Below are 22,139 nucleotides of genomic sequence, written 5' to 3'. Positions count from 1 at the left end.
TTAAAGTGGTGGCAGAGATAAAATATGTAACCGTCGGAGCGCTGACAAAATACATTAAACGGAAGTTTGATGTCGATCCTCATTTGCGTGATTTATGGATTAAAGGGGAAATTTCCAATTTTAAATATCATTCGCGCGGCCATATGTATTTTACGCTGAAAGATGAACAAGCCCGCATTCAGGCGGTCATGTTCGCCGGTTACAATCAATATTTGCATTTTCGCCCAGAAGATGGCATGAAAGTGCTCGTCCGCGGCGAAATTTCGGTTTATGAACCGAGCGGAAACTACCAAATTTATGTGAAAGAAATGCAGCCAGAAGGAATTGGAAATTTATATTTAGCGTACGAGCAGTTAAAAAAACGGCTGGAAGCGGAAGGTTTGTTTTCGCCGCAGCATAAAAAGCCGCTTCCGGCTTTCCCTCGCTACATCGGTGTCGTCACTTCGCCGACCGGCGCGGCGATTCGCGATATTATTACGACGATCCGTCGCCGTTATCCGATTGCTACGGTCATTTTGTTTCCGACGCTCGTCCAAGGAGAGCATGCGGCGGAATCGATCGTCCGTTCCATTGAAAAAGCGAATAAACTTGGCTATATTGATGTGCTGATTGTCGGGCGTGGAGGCGGTTCGATCGAAGAATTATGGGCGTTTAATGAGGAAATTGTCGCCCGCGCCATTTTTGCCTCCGAAGTGCCGATTATCTCCGCGGTTGGTCACGAAACAGATTTTACGATTGCCGATTTTGTTGCCGACTTGCGAGCGCCAACCCCAACTGGTGCGGCGGAATTGGCCGTTCCGCATATGACCGAGCTGATGGAGCGGATTTCCCAGCGAAAAGTGCGGCTCATGCGCGCGATGAAAGAAAAAATAGCGATGGAATCAGAGCGGCTATCGCGTTTGCAAAAGTCGTACGCATTTCGATATCCGGAAAAACTGTATGAACAAAAAGAACAGCAGTTAGATGCTTTGCTTGAACGATTGCAGCGCCAAACCGAGCGGATGTTCGATAAACAGCGCGAGCGGCTCGAGCAGCTTCGGCTGACATTGCTACGCTATCACCCGGCTGAACAGCTTTCGAGAATGAAAGAAAAACAGCAAGCATTGGCGAAAACGCTGGAAAAAGAGATGCGAACGATCGTGCATCAACACGAGCTTCGCTTTACATCGCTTGTTTCCCATTTGCATGCGCTCAGTCCACTGAAAATTATGGAGCGGGGCTATAGTTTAGTTTATAATGAAAAGAAAGAATTAGTAAAAAGCATTCATCAGCTTCAGCTAGGAGATACAATTCAAGTGCGTCTGCAAGATGGACAAATTGACTGCCACGTATGGGGAATGGAGGAGAAGCGGCTACATGAGTGAGGAAAAAGAATTAACGTTTGAAGAAGCAATGCAAAAATTAGAAGAGATCGTCGAAAAATTAGAAGAAGGAAACGTGCCGTTGGAACAGGCGATTTCTTTTTTTCAAGAAGGAATGAAACTTTCCAAGCTTTGCCACGATAAATTGCAGCATGTCGAAAAGCAGATGGAATATATTTTGCGTGAGGATGGACAGCTCGCTCCTTTCTCGATTCAGGAGGAGGAATAACGCTTGAACCGGATGGAAGTAGAACAATTTTTGCAGCGGCAAAAACAGCGTTTGGAAGCAACGCTGCCGCGTTATATCGGGAGGCTGCAGGCGCCTGACACACTGAAACAGGCGATGGCTTACTCGCTGGAAGCAGGTGGGAAGCGAATTCGACCGTTACTTCTGTTTGCCACTTTGCATTCGTTTGGGAAAGATCCTAATATCGGACTTCCCGTCGCTTGTGCGATCGAGATGATCCATACATATTCATTAATTCACGATGACCTGCCGAGCATGGATAACGATGATTTACGGCGCGGCAAGCCGACAAACCATAAAGTGTTTGGCGAGGCGATGGCAATCTTGGCCGGAGACGGATTGCTGACGTACGCGTTTCAAGTCATTGCCGAAATGAATGAGGAATGCATCGCCCCAGAGGTAAAAATTCGGCTCATTGCCGAGCTGGCGAAAGCGGCGGGACCGGAAGGAATGGTGGCGGGGCAAGTTTCCGATATCGAAGGAGAAGGAAAGGAACTGTCGCTTGCACAGCTCGAATATATCCATCGCCATAAAACCGGGAAAATGCTGCAATACAGCGTATTGGCAGGAGCGCTGCTTGCAGGGGCTAGTGAAAGACAGCAACACGATTTATATGAATTTGCCTCCCATCTTGGCCTTGCTTTTCAAATTCGCGATGATATTCTCGATATTGAAGGATCGGAAGACAAGATTGGCAAACGCGTTGGCAGCGATATAGAGAACCAAAAGGTGACATATCCGTCGTTATTGACGATGGAGGGAGCGAAGGAGAAATTGCGTTTTCATATTGCCGAAGCAAAACGATATTTGCAAAAAGCCGAGGTAATAGATGACGTATTGCAATATATTTGTGATTTAGTCGCTACACGCGACCATTAACGCATTGTTCATTGCTGACTGTCCGCAAGTATGTTATATTGAAATAATGGAGGTTTTTTCTTTTGTGCCGTTATCACATTCGTGTTAGCGGCTCTTTTTCTCTTGGCAGAAATCGATTTTTTATGTCTAATCATGTATAATAATAACTAACTTCTGTATTATAGCAACGTGGCTAGAGGGAATGATAAAGACGAAAGCGAGTGATCTCGTTTGGACGTTACGAAAATCAAAAATCCGCGCTTTTTAAAAAATATGTCAACAAAACAACTCATCGAGCTAAGCGCCAATATTCGCAAATTTTTAATTGAAAAGCTGTCGAAAACTGGAGGGCATATTGGGCCAAACTTAGGGGTTGTCGAGCTGACGATTGCGCTTCATAAAGAGTTTGACAGCCCGAAGGACAAGTTAATTTGGGATGTCGGACACCAGTCATACGTTCATAAAATTTTGACAGGCCGCGCCGCTGAATTTGATACGCTTCGGCAATATAAAGGGTTATCCGGATTTCCAAAACGAAGCGAAAGCGAACATGACGTATGGGAAACTGGCCATAGTTCTACATCGCTATCCGCGGCGATGGGAATGGCAATTGCCCGCGATTTGAAAGGGACGGATGAATATATCGTTCCGATTATCGGCGATGGGGCATTGACAGGCGGCATGGCGCTTGAGGCACTCAATCATATTGGGCATGAGAAAAAAGATATCATTGTCGTTTTAAATGATAATGAAATGTCGATTGCGCCGAATGTCGGAGCGCTTCACAACGTGCTGGGACGGCTGCGGACAGCGGGCAAATATCAATGGGTGAAAGACGAACTAGAGCTTTTATTAAAACGGATCCCAGCTGTCGGCGGCAAGTTGGCGGCAACGGCGGAGCGCATTAAAGACAGCCTGAAATATTTGCTTGTTTCCGGTGTTTTTTTTGAGGAATTAGGATTTACGTATCTTGGTCCTGTTGACGGCCATAATTTTGATGATTTGCTCGAGAATTTGCGTTACGCGAAAAAAACAAAAGGTCCGGTGCTTCTCCATGTGATTACGAAAAAAGGAAAAGGGTATAGTCCGGCAGAAAATGATAAAGTCGGAACATGGCACGGCACTGGCCCTTATAAAATCGAAACTGGCGATTTTCTAAAACCGGTGGAGACGGCTCCATCGTGGAGCGAACTTGTCAGTGAAACGGTACGGAAATTGGCGCGCACCGATAAGCGAATTGTCGCGATTACACCGGCGATGCCGGTCGGCTCGAAATTAGAAGGGTTTGCGAGCGAGTTTCCGGACCGTATGTTTGATGTCGGAATTGCCGAGCAGCATGCGACAACGCTCGCGGCAGGGCTGGCGACGCAAGGAATGAAGCCGTTTTTAGCGATTTATTCGACATTTTTGCAGCGTGCATATGACCAAGTCGTTCATGATGTGTGCCGGCAAAATTTAAATGTCTTCTTTGCGATTGATCGGGCCGGGCTGGTCGGTGCGGACGGTGAAACGCACCAAGGCGTGTTTGATATCGCCTTTTTGCGCCACATCCCGAACCTTGTCATTATGATGCCAAAGGACGAAAACGAAGGCCAGCATATGGTATATACGGCCATCCAATATGATGACGGACCGATCGCGCTTCGCTTCCCGCGTGGCAATGGACTTGGCGTAAAATTAGATGAAGAATTCAAGGAAATTCCAATTGGCACATGGGAAGTATTGCGCGAAGGCAGCGATCTGGCGATTTTAACATTCGGCACGACGATTTCCATGGCGCTCGAGGCAGCGGAGAAGCTGGCGAAAGAAAAAGTTTCTGTAAAGGTTGTCAACGCCCGCTTCATTAAACCGATGGATGAAAAAATGCTGCACGATTTGCTGGAGAGCAATATGCCGATTTTAACGATTGAAGAAGCGGTACTACAGGGCGGATTTGGCAGCGCCGTTTTGGAATTTGCCCATGATCATGGCTATCATCAAGCGGTGATTAACCGCATGGGCATTCCTGATCGCTTTATTGAACATGGCAGCGTCAAAGAGCTATTAAATGAAATTGGCCTAACCGCTTCCCATATTATCGAACGCGTTAAAACGATCATACCAAAAAAACAAAAAAGGGCATGAGAAATGAAAGCAAAAAAGGAACGTCTAGATGTGCTGTTGGTGGAACGCGGCTTAATGGAAACGCGGGAAAAAGCCAAACGCGCGATTATGGCTGGGCTTGTCTATTCCAATGAAATCCGCTTAGACAAGCCAGGGGAAAAGGTACCCGTAGACATCCCGCTAACGGTGAAAGGAAACGCCATTCCATATGTCAGCCGCGGCGGCTTAAAATTAGAAAAAGCGCTGCGCACGTTTGATGTCAGCGTCAAAGATAAAATTGTTTTAGATATTGGGGCATCTACCGGCGGGTTTACCGATTGCGCCTTGCAGCACGGCGCGAAACTATCTTACGCGCTGGATGTCGGCTATAATCAATTGGCGTGGAAATTGCGCCAGGACGATCGGGTCGTCGTGATGGAGCGGACAAATTTCCGCTACGTTACGCCGGATTATTTCACGAAAGGGCTTCCACAATTTGCGACGATCGATGTTTCCTTTATTTCTTTGAAATTGATATTGCCGGTATTAAAGACGGTGTTGGTACCCGATAGCGACGTCATCGCGCTGGTGAAGCCGCAATTTGAAGCGGGCCGGGAAAAAGTCGGCAAAAAAGGGATCGTTCGCGACCCGGCCGTGCATGAAGAAGTATTAAAATCGGTGATCGAATTTGCCCTTCACGAAGGGTTTGACGTCATGAATGTATCGTATTCCCCGATTACCGGCGGTGATGGAAATATTGAATTTTTGCTGCACCTTCATTTTTCAGGGGCGACCCAAGTCGGGGAAAACCATTTATCCATATCGGTCGCTGAGGTAGTAAAAGAAGCCCATTCACAGCTAAAAAACAGCGCCGTTTAAGAAAGGGAATAACGCTTATGGTTATTCCCGTTTTTACCGTGAAATTATTTTGGTGAGGTGGCAGAATTTGAACAAAGGACAAAGGCATATTAAAATCCGCGAAATTATTATGAGTCACGACATCGAAACGCAAGACGAATTGGTCGATATGCTGAAAAAAGCGGGATTTAACGTGACGCAGGCAACGATCTCAAGAGATATAAAAGAAATGCAGCTCGTCAAGGTGCCGATGGCAAACGGGCGCTATAAATATAGCCTGCCTTCTGATCAGCGTTTCAATCCGGTGCAAAAACTCAAACGCGTTTTAGTGGACGTGTTTGTCAAATTGGACGGAGCGGGGAATTTGCTCGTTTTAAAAACGTTGCCAGGCAATGCGCATGCCATCGGTGTCTTATTGGATAATTTGGACTGGAACGAAATCGTCGGCACCATTTGCGGGGATGATACGTGCCTGATTATTTGCCGCACGGCGAAAGATGCGAACAAGGTGTCAAAACAGTTGCTGGAAATGCTTTAAATAAAGGTGGTGATTCCCATTGCTTGCGGAATTATCCATAAAAAATTTCGCCATTATCGAATCGCTGTCGATTTCGTTTGAAAAAGGATTGACGGTATTAACTGGCGAAACAGGGGCGGGAAAATCGATTATTATTGATGCGATCCATTTGCTGATCGGTGGGCGCGGTTCGGCGGAATTTGTCCGTTTTGGTGAAGAGAAGGCGGAAATAGAGGGACTTTTTTTATTAGACGACGAAACCCATCCGTGTTACGGCAAATGTGCCGAATTCGGCATCGATATTAGCGAGGGAATGGTTGTTCTGCGCCGTGAAATTTTTGCGACAGGGAAAAGCGTATGCCGCGTAAACGGGAAATTAGTAACGACAGCGATATTGCGAGAGATTGGTTCAACGCTTGTCGATATCCACGGCCAGCATGAACATCAAGAATTAATGGATCCATCCCGGCATCTTCCGTTGTTGGACGAATACGGCGGTGCGGAAATTGCGGAAGCGCTTGCCGAATACCGCTCTGTTTATGAGAAATACGAACAATTGCGGAAAAAGCTGAAAAAATTAAATGAAAATGAGCAGCAAATGGCCCACCGCCTTGATTTATTGACGTTTCAGCTCAATGAGATTCAGCAGGCAAACTTACAGCCAAACGAAGAAGAACAATTAATGGAAGAAAGGGTAAAAATCATAAATTTCCAAAAAATTTACGAGGCCTTGAAACATAGTTATGAGGCATTATCCGGAGAACAGCGCGGCCTTGATTGGATAGGGCTGGCGATGAGCCATTTAGACGATGTTGCTTCCATTGATCCATCCTTAAAAGAAGCGTATGAAACGATTGCGAATAGTTATTATTTATTAGAAGATATTACGTATAAATTGCGCGATGAACTCGAACAATTAGAATATGATCCATACCGTCTTGATTTTATCGAAAGCCGCCTTAGCGAGATTAATCAATTAAAACGAAAATACGGATCGACAATCGAGGAGATTTTGCAATACGCTGAAAAAATTGGGGAAGAAATCGATACGATTCAAAACCGGGAAACGCATATTCACGAACTGCAGAAAGAATTAAAGTCAGTGACGGAAGATTTATTAATTGAAGCCAAAAATGTAACGAATGTTCGCAAAAAGTATGCCAAAATGTTGATTGACCATATTCACCAAGAATTAAAAGACCTATATATGGAAAAAACGCAGTTTGACATCGTGTTTTCCAAACGAGAAGGAACACTCGATGCGCCGCTTTTAGATGGGGTGCCAGTCAAATTCCATGAGGATGGCGTAGATGTGGTTGAGTTTTATATTTCCACGAATGTCGGCGAACCGTTAAAACCGCTTGCCAAAATCGCTTCCGGCGGTGAACTGTCGCGCATTATGCTGGCGTTAAAAAGCATTTTTTCTAAACACCAAGGAGTGACATCGATCATTTTTGATGAAGTCGATACCGGTGTCAGCGGCCGCGTGGCTCAGGCGATAGCAGAAAAAATTTACCGCATCTCCATTGATTCGCAAGTGCTTTGCATTTCTCATCTGCCGCAAGTAGCGGCAATGGCGGATACGCATTTGTTTATTGCCAAAGAAACGGACGGAAATCGAACGAAAACATCCGTAAAAGCATTGACAGAGGAAGAAAAAGTAAAGGAAATCGGACGGATGATTTCTGGGGTGGAAATTACCGAGCTGACAAAAAAGCATGCAAAAGAACTGCTCGAGCTAGCAACAAAGCTCAAAGAATGAAACGCTGCCCATTATGGGTAGCTTTTTTTTATAGGCTCAGCGATTATATTTCCACGGTTTAAGGCAAAATTAAAACTGTAGCCGCTTTTTGAAAGGTGTAGGTGGGAGCGAGGAGAGTGAACAAGATTGAATACAGAAGCAATCCGAAAAATCGTTGGGGTTTTTCTCCTTATATCGCTAATACTCATCGGCATGTCCAAACCGATGAAGGAATATTTGCAAATTCCAAAACAAATTATGCTATTTGAAGGAGAAGCGGTACGATTTCCTATCGTAGCGCTTCCAGTTCAGGCAATGGTAAAAGACGCTCCCAAATCGATAGAAGTTTATGAACAGAATCATTCGCTTTCTGTAAAAGCAAAACAAAGTGGAGAAAAGAAAATGGTATTAGAAGTTGCCGGAATGCCGATTAAACAAGTGGATGTAAAAGTACTGCCAACGTTGAAAGTCATTCCTGGAGGGCAATCGATTGGCGTTAAGTTAAATACGGTAGGGGTTCTCGTTGTTGGCTATCATCTCGTCGAAACAGAAAAGGGAAAAAAATCGCCGGGAGAAATCGCCGGAATTCAAGTAGGGGATATAATTACAGGCATTAATGGCAAAAAAATCGAAAAGATGAGCGACCTCTCTCCTTTCATTGAGGAAGCAGGAAAAACAGGAAAACCGCTCCATCTTCAAGTTCTGCGCGATCAACATTCCTTTACGACCAAACTGGTTCCGCTCAAAGACAAGCATGACCACGCTTACCGCATCGGCTTGTACATCCGGGACTCTGCCGCTGGAATTGGCACGATGACGTTTTATGACCCTGTTTCTAAAAAATACGGAGCACTTGGTCATGTCATTTCCGATATGGATACGAAAAAACCAATTGTTGTGCAAAATGGGCAAATTATGAGATCAACGGTTACCTCGATTGAAAAAGGAAGCAGCGGCAATCCAGGGGAGAAATTAGCACGATTTTCCGAGGACGAAGAGGTAATTGGAAATATCACGGAAAATAGTCCGTTTGGCATTTTTGGGACATTGACAAAACCGGTGGAAAACAGAATTTTTACTAAACCGATTCCTGTTGCTTTAGCGAACCAAGTAAAAGAGGGACCGGCAAAAATGTTGACGGTGGTCGAAGACGATAAAGTTGAACAATTTGATATCGAAATTGTCAGCACCATTCCACAAAAATTCCCAGCCACTAAAGGGCTAGTCATCCGTGTTACCGACCCGCGCTTATTAAAGAAAACAGGCGGAATCGTTCAAGGAATGAGCGGAAGCCCGATTATTCAAAATGGGAAATTAGTTGGCGCTGTTACACACGTATTTGTGAACGATCCGACTTCAGGATATGGTGTTCATATTGAATGGATGTTAAACGAAGCAGGCATTGATATATATGGCAAACAGAAAAAGGCGAGCTGATCGATTCAGCCCGCCTTTTTAAGCAAAAAATTTTGTAAAAAACGTCAAGAAATTTACCTTTTTTGCATAGATATTTGGTGAAACATCATATAAAATGAATATATAAACCCGTGGTGCTAGTTGAGTTTTAACACTCAACTAGCCCAAGAACAACAAGGGAGTAAGCCAGTAAAATACCATCCAGCGCCGTTTCAAATCCAGAAACCGAGTTCGCTCGAATCTCGGTGATCCGATACGAATCGACTAAAATCGAAAACACGGTTTCCACCACTTTACGTTTTCGCTTCATCCACTGTTTCCATGCGTCCGATTGGCGAATTCGCTGATTTTTTCGAACGGGCGTCCAAAAAGCGACCCGGTGCTCTTCGTACAGCTTCTTTTGCAGCTTTTGGCTGATATACCCTTTGTCACCGAGGTTATACGGATGTGGAATTTGCGTCATGACGGTTTCAGCGGCCACCCGGTCGTGACAAGACGCTTCGGTGACAACATATCCCATCGGAAGCCCTTGGTCGGTGACCTGCAGGTGAAGTTTCAACCCATAGAAAGTGATCCTTTTGGAAGCACAATAGCCAATATCGGCAATTCCACGGAATCGTTTGACGCGATGCATTCGAGCTGAATGACACAGCTCGATCGGCAAGCTGTCCACGACCGCATACGCATGGTGTTGCCCGCGCTTGGCCAACTGGTGTCGAATCCACTTGATCGCAAAGCTAAGCGCTCGGCAGCGACGGTTGTACCGAGAACGCTCAGGGAACAAGGCCTTGGGAAACAAATTCCCAATCACAAACCGGTGCCAAGCCCGTTCGGAAGTGAAGCCCAACAACTTTCCAAGGACATGGATGGTGATGATGACTTCGTCTTTCTGTTTCAACAAATGACGATTTCGACGTTGAAGATGAATCTGGATACTCGATAGTTGAGCCGATACAAAAAGCAAAATCGATGCATATTGTTTTTGAAGTTTGACACGATCTGTTGTAAAATGAAAGTGCTCTTGCATGGGAACTTCTCCTTTTGATGTTTGGTTGCACTTTCATTTTAAGGAGATCCTCATGCAAGGGCTATTTTTATGCTTGTCTGATTTTATCTAGCACCACGGGTTATATAAGATGATGTATAAAAGTTTGTGTAAAGCATTTTGCTAGAACAAAAGAAAAAAGGTAGGGTATTCTCTGATTGGACCAAAAATCTTAGAGAAAGGAGTACCCTACCTATGTCTAAAAGAAGTATACCGAATGTCGACTGGGCAAATCAACTGGAAAGTGTCATTCGTCAGTTTGTGAAGGAAAAATTAGAGCTGATTATGCGGGAAGAAATCAAACATTTCCTCGAAATCGAACAGGCTGGAACGCCGAATATGAGAAACGGCTACTATCAGCGAAATCTAGATACGCAATATGGCCGGATTGAGGGTCTTTTGGTTCCAAGAGACCGAAACGGGGAATTTCAAACACAGTTGTTTGCCCCTTATCAACGCCACACCGGCTGGCTGGAGGAAGCCATCATTAGGATGTATCAAAGTGGCATGAGTACACGGGAAATTGGCAAGTTTATCGAACGAATTCTAGGAAATGCTTATTCTCCAGCGACGATCAGCCGTATTACCGATGTCGTGAAAGAAGACATCGAGAAATGGCACCATCGTCCACTATCCAAACGTTATTCTGTCTTATATTTGGACGGCTTGTACGTGAAACTTCGCCGCGATACGGTAGAGAAAGAAGTCATTTATGTGGTGTTAGGAGTGAATGAAGAAGGGTATCGAGAAATTCTGGATTTCTTCGTGGGAGGACAAGAAAGCGCCTATGTATGGCAGGAAATTCTTCAACACCTCTACCAAAGAGGCGTCAAGGAAGTGCTTCTTGGCGTCTTCGATGGCCTTCCGGGGCTGGAGGAAGCCTTTAAGGCGGTGTATCCGAAAGCCGATGTGCAGCGCTGTGTCGTGCACAAAGTCCGCAACACCCTCAGCCGTGTTCGGAAAAAAGACCAATTCGAAGTGGCCGAGGATCTCAAGCTGATTTATCGCGCGCCGAATAAGGAGATGGCGTTACAAATGTTTCAACAGTTTGAGTCGAAATGGTCCAGCAAATATCCAAGAGAAGTTCAATCTTGGGCCAATGAGTTGGATGTCCTCCTTACATTTATGGATTATCCAAGCAGTATTCGAAGTGTGATTTACACGACGAATGTCATCGAACGAACGATCAAAGAGATTCGGAAACGTCTAAAGCCGATGAACAGTTTGAGCAGTTTAGAAGCCGCGGAAAAAGTCGTGTATTTGACCATCCAAGATTTTAATGAGAAATGGGCAGGGCGAAAGTTAAGAGGATTTGCCGAAGCGCAGGAAGCCCTTCAACGAATGTTTGAAGAACGTTATTGTTAACCAAATATTGTAAATAAACAAAATAAGGGGATTCTCCCTTTCCACACAAGAGACTGAATATTCAGTCTCCTGTGTGGAGAAAATCAGTCCCCTATCAATTCAAATCCATTTCAGAGAAACCCTACCCCATTTACATTACACAAAATTCTTGACGGTACCATATATAAAGATTTTTCGACAAAAATGTAACAATTCCCATCTGCGAATTGTCAAATTTGCTCTATTTTTGTTATAATCTTAAGAATCATTTATTTTTCGGTATTTTGCAAAAAATAAAAGGATTTTGTCATCCTATTGTCGAATTTATCTAAATGGATTTTTCTACATAGAAAAAAGGGAATAGGGAGGAAGATGTTTCTTGAAAATTAAAGTATGTATCGCAGATGATAATCGCGAATTAGTAAGCCTGCTCGAAGAATATATTTCTAGCCAAAGCGACATGGAAGTCATTGGAACGGCTTATAACGGCCAAGATTGCTTATATATGCTCGAAGAAAAGCAGCCGGATATTTTGTTGTTAGACATTATTATGCCGCATTTAGATGGTTTAGCGGTGCTGGAAAAAATTCGGACGAAGCGGCAGCAGCAGCCGCCGAACGTCATTATGTTAACGGCATTTGGCCAGGAAGATGTAACAAAGAAAGCGGTCGAACTTGGCGCTTCTTACTTTATTTTAAAACCGTTTGATATGGAAAATTTGGTGCATCATATCCGGCAAATTTATGGAAAAACAACGCCGATTATGAAAAAAACGGTTCCATCTTATCAAGCGCGCGACAACAAACCGAAAAATTTGGATGCCAGCATCACGAGCATCATTCATGAGATCGGCGTTCCGGCTCATATCAAAGGATATTTATATTTACGCGAAGCGATTGCCATGGTATATCATGATATCGAATTGCTCGGTTCGATTACGAAAGTGCTTTATCCGGATATCGCTAAAAAATACAACACAACCGCTAGCCGTGTTGAGCGGGCGATTCGCCATGCGATCGAAGTTGCCTGGAGCCGCGGCAATCTCGAATCCATTTCTTCCTTATTCGGCTATACTGTAAGCATGTCGAAAGCCAAACCGATGAACAGCGAATTCATCGCGATGGTGGCAGATAAGTTAAGATTAGAGCATAAGGCGTCTTAAGAGCAAGTGTATCAAGGGCTTAAGGGTATAGTAAAAATCTTCCATATTCACGCCGCTGACCAATAAATTTCTTATCTATACCCATAAATTCAGAATTAAATATCAACTAATAAAAAACACTTTCAGATTTTATTGACCAACAATAAAATCTGGAGGTGTTTTTTATTTTGAATGATCTTCAGATGCATTTAGATAATTTCCTACTGTATTGTGATTCAAAAAATTTATCTCGAAAAACACTTGCCAGTTATCAGCAAACTTTACAACTGTTCCTTATTTTCCTTGAACGTGAATGTAAAATCTCACATTTCGCACCCTCTCGACGAAAATCGGGAGGATTTTTTCGTTCCGATGTCGAATGAATCCTTGACACACAAGGAACGTAAAGGAGTTTTTCACTTATGAACGTTCAAGTCAAAAAGGTCTATCGCAATTCTTATTTGAATATAATAAGTGCCCTATTCAAGAAACTGGGTCTGCCTCAATTGATTGACCATCTCGTGCCCGTCGATCCGCAGTGCCAAACGCGAGTCAGCGATGCCGTTCAGGCCATCCTCTACAATGTGTTTGACGGCCGGCAAGCCCTTGTTCACTTGGAACATTGGGCTCAGGAGGTCGATTGTGAGAAACTCATCCGTCCCGATCTCCATCCTTCCTGGTTGAACGACGATGCGTTGGCCCGTCATCTCGATCGCCTGTATGAGGCTGGCATTCACAACGTCATCAGCACTTGCTTGATTCATATTTATCGAAAAGAAGGCCTTTCCCTCCGAGCCTTCCACGCCGATACGACGGACAAGACCGTTTACGGCGCGTATGAATCGGCCTCGTTAGAGGCCTTACAAATCACACATGGCTACAACCGCCATCATCGTTGGCAAAAACAGATCGGTTTCGGACTGGTCGGCAACGAGGACGGCATCCCGTTTTACGGCGATGTGCACGATGGCAACCTGCCCGATAAAACATGGAATCCCGAGGTGCTGTCTCGTGTCCATGAACAGCTGAAGCAGGCCAAAATCGAAGACGAATGGATTTACGTGGCCGATTCCGCCGCGATGACGAAAGAGACCCTGGCGCAAACCAAAGCGGCCAACGCCTTTTTGATCACCAGAGGCCCTTCGTCGCTCCGGATCGTGAAAACCGCGCTGGCCGAAGCGGATGCTGAGGACACGACGTGGAGCGATCCCTTTACGTTGGCGGAGAGAAACGGCGCCACGTACCGGGTATGGGAAACGGCCTCGACGTATGAAGGCCACCCCGTTCGGCTGATCGTTGTTGAATCGAGCGCGCTCGACCAGCGAAAAGGAAAGACGCTTGAAAAAGAACGAACCAAAGAAGCGGAGCTTCTTCGCGAGGAACAAGCCCGTTGGGAGCGTCACCCCTTCTCCTGCCGGGAAGATGCCGAACAAGCCTTGGCGTCCCTCAAGGCGTCCCTTCGCCCCCGGTTTCATCGGGTTGAGGCCGCGGTCGAAGAGATCGTACGCCTGAAAAAACGGCGCGGACGGCCGAAAAAAGGGGCGGAACCCGAGGTGGAGACGCTGTATTTCTTGCACCTTGACGTCGAATTCGACCAAGACGCGTGGGAACAGGCGAGACGGAAAGCGTCCCGGTTTGTCCTTGTCACGACCGTTCCGAAGGAATGGAAGGGCCAACCCATGGATGCCCAAGAGATCTTGAAGCTGTATAAAGGGCAGATCTCGGTGGAAATGAACTTCGCTTTTTTGAAAGATCCGTTTTTCACGGATGAGATTTACGTCAAAAAACCAGAACGGGTCGCAGTATTAGGCTATTTGTTTCTGTTGGCCTTGGCTATTTACCGCGTTTTTCAGCGCCGAGTGCGTCAGTTTATTACTCCAGAACACCCGTTGAAGGGTCCTGGAGGCCGCAAGCTGACCCGGCCGACGGGACAGGCGATTTTTCAGCTGTTTCAATATGTGAACGTCGTCCTGTTCAAGCTGCCGGATGGGCGCATCCAACGCTCACTGGATCGCTCCCTTACCCCTGATCAGCGAAGGATTCTGCAGGGATTGGGCATGGATGAGAGCATCTACGTGTAACGTGATACGGAACGACCAGCGATGGTAAAAAAAGGATTGCCATCGCTCGTTGTGTTGGTCAAAAAGTTATTCTGAAAAACTAAATAAAAAATCCTTTGTTTTGACCTTGTTAGGGTGCGAAATGTGAGTAAAATCACGAATATTGACAAGGTGAAGTCGGTTCATATTCGGCAATACATTAGATATTTACGGGAGCGTGGAAAATACACAGTCGTTGCAAATGAAAAAAGCAAAGAAATTAATTATCCCGACAGGCGAAATGATGTAGGGAAAAAAATAAGTGACACGACTATTGCAAATTATCTAAGAAACATCAAAGTATTTTTCAACTTTTTGTATAGAGAACGTGAAATAAAAACTAATCCGTGCGAAAACATCGAGAATATTAAACCGCAGCGGAAGAAAAAACCTTTGCTGACGAGAGAAGAGATAAAAAAGGTACTTAACGCAATGGACATCACAACATTTCACGGCTATCGTACATGGATTCAAACAAGGTTAATACTCGACACAGGAATTCGGGCAAGCGAATGCTGTGCATTGCGCCCTGAACACGTTGATTTTGATACAAAATCAATACTAATCGAAAATCCAAAGAACAAGCAACAACGGTACGTGTATTTCTCATACAAAATGTCTACTGATTTAAAACGTTGGATGAAATATCGAGATCGTTTCTCTGATAGTCCATATCTTTTTCCAACAACGAGAGGAACTCAATTAGACGTTAGAAATTTTGAACGTGCTTTACGTCAAGCAGGAAGAAAAGTTGGTGTTGAAATACATCCACATCAACTAAGAAATAATTTTGCCAAATATTACCTATTAAATGGCGGAGATTGGGTTTCACTATCTCGGATTTTAGGACATTCAAGCGTTGAAGTTACGCAAAAGGCTTATCTTGATTTTACGGATCAAGAAATTGGAAGGAAATATCAAAAACATTCACCTTTAAATAATTTGGATATTTAGGAGGTCATAAACAATGAAAACAATCGAAATGAAAACAGTAAAGTTGAGCGATAAAGAACTTGCAACGTTAAAATCAGCGATTTGGGGACAACTTCAAAACATCAATCGTGACATCCGTATCGCAAGCGAAGCAGGAAAAGATACATCTATTCTTCTTGAAATTAAACGTGATCTTGAGCAAGCATTTGAAGCACTATCTTTTGCAAATTAAGCATTAAAAGAAAAATCGGTAGGGTGCTGGGAACACTCTACCGATTCATGAATGGACACACTCCAAATATTCACTTGCTTTAAGTGTACAACAATTTTCAAAAAAATACAAGTTGTATGCTTAATATTCTGTGTGTCCATTCTCCGAACATATGTTTGTTAAAGGGAGAATGGGGAAAATGAGAAAGCACACCATCATCGAACATCAACAATTCAAACAAATCCTTCAATATCGCCCAGCCGTCACAAGTGAAGCAGATCGTAATCGCCTCAAAATGGACATGCTTCACAGCATCATTTCCGCACTCGGGGAAAAATGGCACAGAATGAAGCAGGAAACAAAATCTGCGCTTGAATATCTTTGCTTTTTATCCATCGAGCGCGGATTCGTTTACGCTGGCTCATATCATGTTGGAGAACGTTATGACATTGATTCAAGTACGGTCAGACGCTATATATCTTTTCTCGAAAAGAAAGGCGTAATTAAACGTTTATGGCGTTCAAGTATCCGTCAAAATGGTCGAGGTAAAGCTGTCATTTTCTTCACATCACATCCTTACTATACAAAATATTGGCAGACATTATTTTTTTCGCATGATGGTGAACAAGCACATGCACAAGCTGAAAGTGTCGAAAATGATAGAAATGACGAGGATTTAAGCAATCAAAATGGGGCTTTACCTAAAAATCTACCGAATTCAGATATTAATAACTCACATTTCGCACCCTAACAAGGTCAAAACAAAGGATTTTTTATTTAGTTTTTCAGAATAACTTTTTGACCAACACAACGAGCGATGGCAATCCTTTTTTTACCATCGCTGGTCGTTCCGTATCACGTTACACGTAGATGCTCTCATCCATGCCCAATCCCTGCAGAATCCTTCGCTGATCAGGGGTAAGGGAGCGATCCAGTGAGCGTTGGATGCGCCCATCCGGCAGCTTGAACAGGACGACGTTCACATATTGAAACAGCTGAAAAATCGCCTGTCCCGTCGGCCGGGTCAGCTTGCGGCCTCCAGGACCCTTCAACGGGTGTTCTGGAGTAATAAACTGACGCACTCGGCGCTGAAAAACGCGGTAAATAGCCAAGGCCAACAGAAACAAATAGCCTAATACTGCGACCCGTTCTGGTTTTTTGACGTAAATCTCATCCGTGAAAAACGGATCTTTCAAAAAAGCGAAGTTCATTTCCACCGAGATCTGCCCTTTATACAGCTTCAAGATCTCTTGGGCATCCATGGGTTGGCCCTTCCATTCCTTCGGAACGGTCGTGACAAGGACAAACCGGGACGCTTTCCGTCTCGCCTGTTCCCACGCGTCTTGGTCGAATTCGACGTCAAGGTGCAAGAAATACAGCGTCTCCACCTCGGGTTCCGCCCCTTTTTTCGGCCGTCCGCGCCGTTTTTTCAGGCGTACGATCTCTTCGACCGCGGCCTCAACCCGATGAAACCGGGGGCGAAGGGACGCCTTGAGGGACGCCAAGGCTTGTTCGGCATCTTCCCGGCAGGAGAAGGGGTGACGCTCCCAACGGGCTTGTTCCTCGCGAAGAAGCTCCGCTTCTTTGGTTCGTTCTTTTTCAAGCGTCTTTCCTTTTCGCTGGTCGAGCGCGCTCGATTCAACAACGATCAGCCGAACGGGGTGGCCTTCATACGTCGAGGCCGTTTCCCATACCCGGTACGTGGCGCCGTTTCTCTCCGCCAACGTAAAGGGATCGCTCCACGTCGTGTCCTCAGCATCCGCTTCGGCCAGCGCGGTTTTCACGATCCGGAGCGACGAAGGGCCTCTGGTGATCAAAAAGGCGTTGGCCGCTTTGGTTTGCGCCAGGGTCTCTTTCGTCATCGCGGCGGAATCGGCCACGTAAATCCATTCGTCTTCGATTTTGGCCTGCTTCAGCTGTTCATGGACACGAGACAGCACCTCGGGATTCCATGTTTTATCGGGCAGGTTGCCATCGTGCACATCGCCGTAAAACGGGATGCCGTCCTCGTTGCCGACCAGTCCGAAACCGATCTGTTTTTGCCAACGATGATGGCGGTTGTAGCCATGTGTGATTTGTAAGGCCTCTAACGAGGCCGATTCATACGCGCCGTAAACGGTCTTGTCCGTCGTATCGGCGTGGAAGGCTCGGAGGGAAAGGCCTTCTTTTCGATAAATATGAATCAAGCAAGTGCTGATGACGTTGTGAATGCCAGCCTCATACAGGCGATCGAGATGACGGGCCAACGCATCGTCGTTCAACCAGGAAGGATGGAGATCGGGACGGATGAGTTTCTCACAATCGACCTCCTGAGCCCAATGTTCCAAGTGAACAAGGGCTTGCCGGCCGTCAAACACATTGTAGAGGATGGCCTGAACGGCATCGCTGACTCGCGTTTGGCACTGCGGATCGACGGGCACGAGATGGTCAATCAATTGAGGCAGACCCAGTTTCTTGAATAGGGCACTTATTATATTCAAATAAGAATTGCGATAGACCTTTTTGACTTGAACGTTCATAAGTGAAAAACTCCTTTACGTTCCTTGTGTGTCAAGGATTCATTCGACATCGGAACGAAAAAATCCTCCCGATTTTCGTCGAGAGGGTGCGAAATGTGAGTTAATAAAAGTATTAATCATCTAAATGTAAGTCATACCAACAGAAAAGGCTCTTTTGTCAAATTCGTTTCTAAAGAAGTGAATCGAATTGCAAGTGGACTATTTGATGCCAAAACAATAAAAGAGGCTTGGACTCGTGTGAATAGAGCTTTTAGAAACGCAATCAAAAAATTCGGTGAGATAATCACACAAGTTGATCGCAGAAAAATTGCAATTGTTACCTTTACAGCATTGAAGGATTATTTTGTACGGGCTAAAGGACAAATGCAATTAGATAACATTCGTGCCCTTGCTTATACGATTGCAGAAAACCAGTTCGAACAATTGTATTACATCCGAAAAGGTGAAGAACCGCAGCAAAAACAAATCATCAGACGTGAAATGCTACCGGATTGGTTTGCAGAACACCAGAAACAATTCGTGCAATCGTGCCAGCCAGTTGAAGAGGTATATGATGAAGAACGAATTCAAAAACTCCGTGAACGGCTGGCACGATATCGAGAATAGCTGTCAAACGCTCATATTTGCCCTGTATGGCTTTTTAGGTGAAGGGGGAATGTTTTTATATCTCTTCGTCATTTCCGTTCATTGCAGGGCAAAATAAGGCGGTCTTGTTCTTTGGAAATTTTATAAAAAATTTTTGGAAATTATCTTGACTAATAATTAGTCATTGTATTATATTTTACTTAAGCAGGATGACTAATAATTAGTCAAAGGGGTTTTTGTATGCACGCATTAGATTATTTTTTCTCGCTTTGGAAATTAAAAAATAAAGATGTCGCTGAATATTTAGGAATACCAGCTCCGCAAATCAACGATTGGAAAAAGGGCAGAAGACCGATTCCTAAACATCATTTAGAAAAACTTTGCAAACTGTTAAATGTTCCTGAGGAAAAAAGTTATTTATTACTGTAGATGAGCAAATTCGCTAACATAAATTTACAACCAAACAAAAAAAGAGACATGAACCCGATTCCTTGATTAGAATAGATGTGTCACCAAAACTATTCACAAGGAGGTTCATGTCTCATGAATAGATTAGCACATCATCAAGGAATCCACAAGTTTTTCACGATGTTGGGGTTGGCCCTTTATTTTTCAAAACCTGTCATGAAGCATCTCGTTCATATCGTGGATGCGCTGACCACCAAAGGATTTGCGGGAACATTGACCGATCTTCATCATTGGAGCTTTCATCCGAACCACCGCACGACACTCAGCCATTTTTTCACGAAAAGCCCTTGGGATGAAGAGACGCTGCTTCGCAAACTTCAACAGTGGATGCTTCGTCGTGTCGAACGCATCGCCAAACAGGAGAGTCAACCCCTTTTTGTTTCGATCGATGATACGATTTGCCAAAAAACCAAGCCTTCGTCACAGGCAACGCACGCCATTCAAGGGTGTGATTGGCACTATTCTCACACAGAGAAAAAGTCGATCTGGGGACATTCTCTCGTTTGGCTCATGGTTCATACGATGACCCAGGCTTTTCCCTTTGCGTTCCGCCTCTACGACAAGGCGGCTGGGAAAAGCAAGGGGGAACTCGCGATCGAGATGCTTTCTTCTTTGGATGTACACCGTCCTGTTTATGTGCTGATGGACTCTTGGTATCCATCGCAAACGCTCGTGGAAGCTTGTCTGAAAAAGGGATTCCACGTAATCGCAATGCTCAAGGCCAATCGGCTTCTTTATCCAAAAGGCATTGCGGTTCAGGTGAGGGAGTTTGCCCGCTACATCGAACCGAAAGACACTCACCTCGTCACGGTGGGAGAAGAGCGTTATCGGGTTTATCGCTACGAAGGCTCTCTCAAAGGTCTCGATGATGCCGTGGTGCTGCTCGCTTGGAAAGCCGATCAGCCGATGACATCGGAACATCTTCACTGCGTCTTGAGCACCGACCGGGATCTAAGCGATGAAGAGATCTTGCGCTACTATGCCCAGCGTTGGTCGATCGAATGTTTTTTCCGTCAAGCGAAAGACCAGCTGAAACTCGATGGATACCGCGTTCGCGGACGTCGGGCGGTGAAACGCTACTGGATCTTGGTGCAGCTTGCTTACGTGTACAGCATGTTCGAGTCGAACAGCGATTTTTCTGATGGGCTCGATCTTCTGCGCAAGAGAAAAGGACATAGCCTCGTGGAGTTCATTTACCGTGCAGCGAAACAAAATATTCCCATTGATACCGTGAAAAAACAGCTCCACGTGGCATAAGGGGTACCCTGTTTGTCTCTTTTACATGGTAATTATTGTAATTAAAATTGCTCAACTACAGTCATTAAGTATATTTTTTTACACTATATTATATTTTTATCACTACATGATAATAAAGTGCGTACTTCTCAATAAGTTTTATACACATTATACTAGCATCTGTAAACAATCACGAGTACTGGAGGGAGCAGCATGAATCGTTTTACTATTCCTCGCGATATTTATTTTGGAGAGAATGCTCTCGATGTTTTAAAAACACTGGAAGGAACAAAAGCTGCCCTCGTCATTGGCGGCAGCTCCGTCAAGAAAAACGGAAATCTTGATAAAATTCAGCAACTTCTTTCAGAGGCCAATATAGAAACAAAAGTGATTGATGGAATTACGACAGAACCAACAACCCAAATGGTAAAAAAAGGAGTGCGCATTCTTAATGATTTTCAGCCAGATTGGGTGATCGGGATTGGCGGCGGGTCAGTAATGGATGCGGCAAAAGCGATGTGGTTGTTCTACGAACATCCAGAATTGACATTTGAAGAAGCGACACGTCCATTTAGCCTGCCACGCTTACGCACAAGGGCAAAGTTCGTGGGGATCCCAACGACAAGCGGAAGTGCATCAGAAATATCCAATTTATCGGTTATTACTGATGCAGAAACAGGGGTCAAATATCCACTGGCTGATTTTGAACTGACGCCAGACATGGCGATTATTGATCCGATTATGGTCCAATCCATGCCGAAGCACGTTACAGCCTACAGCGGGATGGACGCAATCACACATAGTATTGAAGCATACGTAGCAAAGCCTCGTACGATTTTCACAGATTCCTTGGCTATTGAAGCAGCTCAAGTACTGAAAGAAAATCTTCTTGCTTCTTACCACGGAGATGCTAAAGCCCGCGAACAAGTTCATTACGCTCAGGCGATGGCTGGAATGGCATTTGCTAACGCGGTGCTAGGAAATGTGCACAGTCTTTCACACAAAAGCGGCCCAATATTTAACATTCCGCATGGATGTGCCAATGCGATTTATTTACCATATGTAATCCAATTTAATCGCACGGTAGTCGAGGAACGTTATGCAGCAATTGCCAAACGGCTCGGTCTGAATGGGGAAAACAACAAAGAATTGGTGGATTCACTCATTGCTTGGATTCGTGACTTGAATAATAAGATGAATATTCCAAATACACTTCAAGAATACGGAGTGTCCGAAGAAACGTTCACCGCACACGTGGATGAAATGGCGGCCAATGCCGTAAAAGATCCTTGTACAAGCACAAATCCGCGTGAAACTTCTGTAGAAGAAATGAAAAAATTATATATCGCAGCGTTTTATGGTCTAGATGTCGACTTCTAAACAAATAAAAAAAAGCAAAGCCTGTCACTAACATTCTTACCAGCGATAAAAAGATCGGATTCCATTGAATCTGATCTTTTTATCCCACCGTTTGCTTT

General features: G+C 44.7%; 20 protein-coding genes. 18 read left to right on the top strand and 2 right to left on the bottom strand.

Translation table 11 applies throughout. The features are described 5' to 3' along the window. Positions 1-8: 8 nt before the first annotated feature. From xseA to spoIVB, 8 genes are all read left to right on the top strand, one after another. Positions 9-1,364, top strand: coding sequence for an exodeoxyribonuclease VII large subunit (xseA, locus tag BDD39_RS09490; RefSeq protein ID WP_166910173.1), 1,356 nt, complete (start codon positions 9-11; stop codon positions 1,362-1,364). Then, positions 1,357-1,590, top strand: a complete 234-nt coding sequence (locus tag BDD39_RS09485; RefSeq protein WP_015864442.1) for an exodeoxyribonuclease VII small subunit — start codon at positions 1,357-1,359, stop codon at positions 1,588-1,590. Before xseA ends, BDD39_RS09485 begins: the two co-directional genes overlap by 8 nt. Before the next feature lie 3 nt (positions 1,591-1,593). Beyond that, positions 1,594-2,487, top strand: a complete 894-nt coding sequence (locus BDD39_RS09480) for a polyprenyl synthetase family protein (RefSeq protein WP_166910171.1) — start codon at positions 1,594-1,596, stop codon at positions 2,485-2,487. 210 nt (positions 2,488-2,697) lie between these two features. Then, the gene (gene dxs / locus BDD39_RS09475) at positions 2,698-4,590 is read left to right on the top strand and encodes a 1-deoxy-D-xylulose-5-phosphate synthase (protein ID WP_166910169.1); all 1,893 of its coding nucleotides are present in this window, start codon (positions 2,698-2,700) and stop codon (positions 4,588-4,590) included. A 3-nt stretch (positions 4,591-4,593) separates the two neighbouring features. Continuing rightward, positions 4,594-5,427, top strand: coding sequence for a TlyA family RNA methyltransferase (locus BDD39_RS09470; protein WP_166910167.1), 834 nt, complete (start codon positions 4,594-4,596; stop codon positions 5,425-5,427). A gap of 67 nt (positions 5,428-5,494) precedes the next feature. Then, positions 5,495-5,944: a transcriptional regulator AhrC/ArgR gene (gene ahrC, locus BDD39_RS09465; protein WP_166910165.1), complete on the top strand. Its 450-nt coding sequence runs from the start codon at positions 5,495-5,497 to the stop codon at positions 5,942-5,944. A gap of 19 nt (positions 5,945-5,963) precedes the next feature. Further along, a complete protein-coding gene (gene recN / locus BDD39_RS09460) occupies positions 5,964-7,685 on the top strand; it encodes a DNA repair protein RecN (RefSeq protein ID WP_166910163.1) in 1,722 nt (573 codons plus the stop codon). 126 nt (positions 7,686-7,811) lie between these two features. After that, the gene (gene spoIVB / locus BDD39_RS09455) at positions 7,812-9,101 is read left to right on the top strand and encodes a SpoIVB peptidase (RefSeq protein ID WP_166910161.1); all 1,290 of its coding nucleotides are present in this window, start codon (positions 7,812-7,814) and stop codon (positions 9,099-9,101) included. Positions 9,102-9,228: 127 nt separating this feature from the next. Here the strand turns inward: spoIVB and BDD39_RS09450 are convergent, their stop codons facing one another. After that, positions 9,229-10,107, bottom strand: a complete 879-nt coding sequence (locus tag BDD39_RS09450) for an IS982 family transposase (RefSeq protein WP_166907142.1) — start codon at positions 10,105-10,107, stop codon at positions 9,229-9,231. Positions 10,108-10,320: 213 nt separating this feature from the next. Between BDD39_RS09450 and BDD39_RS09445 the strand changes: the two genes are divergently transcribed. The 6 genes from BDD39_RS09445 to BDD39_RS09420 all read left to right on the top strand — a co-directional run bounded on the left by BDD39_RS09445 (position 10,321) and on the right by BDD39_RS09420 (position 16,604). Further along, positions 10,321-11,490, top strand: a complete 1,170-nt coding sequence (locus BDD39_RS09445) for an IS256 family transposase (protein WP_166910159.1) — start codon at positions 10,321-10,323, stop codon at positions 11,488-11,490. Between the two features lie 358 nt (positions 11,491-11,848). Beyond that, positions 11,849-12,631: a sporulation transcription factor Spo0A gene (spo0A, locus tag BDD39_RS09440; protein ID WP_166910156.1), complete on the top strand. Its 783-nt coding sequence runs from the start codon at positions 11,849-11,851 to the stop codon at positions 12,629-12,631. A 401-nt stretch (positions 12,632-13,032) separates the two neighbouring features. Then, entirely contained in the window at positions 13,033-14,691 is a 1,659-nt protein-coding gene (locus BDD39_RS09435) for an IS1634 family transposase (protein ID WP_015863777.1), read from the top strand. Positions 14,692-14,814: 123 nt separating this feature from the next. Then, positions 14,815-15,663 carry a tyrosine-type recombinase/integrase gene (locus tag BDD39_RS09430; RefSeq protein WP_341801463.1) on the top strand — a complete coding sequence of 283 codons (849 nt, stop codon included), beginning with the start codon at positions 14,815-14,817 and terminating at the stop codon, positions 15,661-15,663. A gap of 13 nt (positions 15,664-15,676) precedes the next feature. Beyond that, positions 15,677-15,874: a hypothetical protein gene (locus BDD39_RS09425; protein ID WP_166910152.1), complete on the top strand. Its 198-nt coding sequence runs from the start codon at positions 15,677-15,679 to the stop codon at positions 15,872-15,874. 178 nt (positions 15,875-16,052) lie between these two features. Beyond that, positions 16,053-16,604: a hypothetical protein gene (locus tag BDD39_RS09420; RefSeq protein WP_166910150.1), complete on the top strand. Its 552-nt coding sequence runs from the start codon at positions 16,053-16,055 to the stop codon at positions 16,602-16,604. Positions 16,605-16,713: 109 nt separating this feature from the next. Here BDD39_RS09420 and BDD39_RS09415 read toward each other — a convergent pair whose 3' ends face one another. Continuing rightward, positions 16,714-18,372, bottom strand: coding sequence for an IS1634 family transposase (locus BDD39_RS09415; RefSeq protein WP_015863777.1), 1,659 nt, complete (start codon positions 18,370-18,372; stop codon positions 16,714-16,716). Positions 18,373-18,549: 177 nt separating this feature from the next. Here BDD39_RS09415 and BDD39_RS09410 point away from each other — a divergent pair, with 177 nt between their 5' ends. From BDD39_RS09410 to BDD39_RS09395, 4 genes are all read left to right on the top strand, one after another. Beyond that, complete coding sequence (locus tag BDD39_RS09410; protein ID WP_208404369.1) at positions 18,550-18,978, top strand: hypothetical protein; 429 nt, start codon at positions 18,550-18,552, stop codon at positions 18,976-18,978. Positions 18,979-19,197: 219 nt separating this feature from the next. Beyond that, complete coding sequence (locus BDD39_RS09405) at positions 19,198-19,386, top strand: helix-turn-helix domain-containing protein (RefSeq protein WP_166910146.1); 189 nt, start codon at positions 19,198-19,200, stop codon at positions 19,384-19,386. Between the two features lie 114 nt (positions 19,387-19,500). Beyond that, entirely contained in the window at positions 19,501-20,682 is a 1,182-nt protein-coding gene (locus BDD39_RS09400) for an IS701 family transposase (RefSeq protein ID WP_166907872.1), read from the top strand. Positions 20,683-20,874: 192 nt separating this feature from the next. Next, entirely contained in the window at positions 20,875-22,041 is a 1,167-nt protein-coding gene (locus BDD39_RS09395; RefSeq protein ID WP_166910144.1) for an iron-containing alcohol dehydrogenase, read from the top strand. Positions 22,042-22,139 lie beyond the last annotated feature (98 nt).

Source organism: Saccharococcus thermophilus, assembly GCF_011761475.1.
Taxonomy (GTDB): Bacteria; Bacillota; Bacilli; order Bacillales; family Anoxybacillaceae; genus Saccharococcus; species Saccharococcus thermophilus.
The sequence above is the reverse complement of the archived record's forward strand: the minus strand, read 5'-3'. Positions and strand labels throughout refer to the sequence as shown.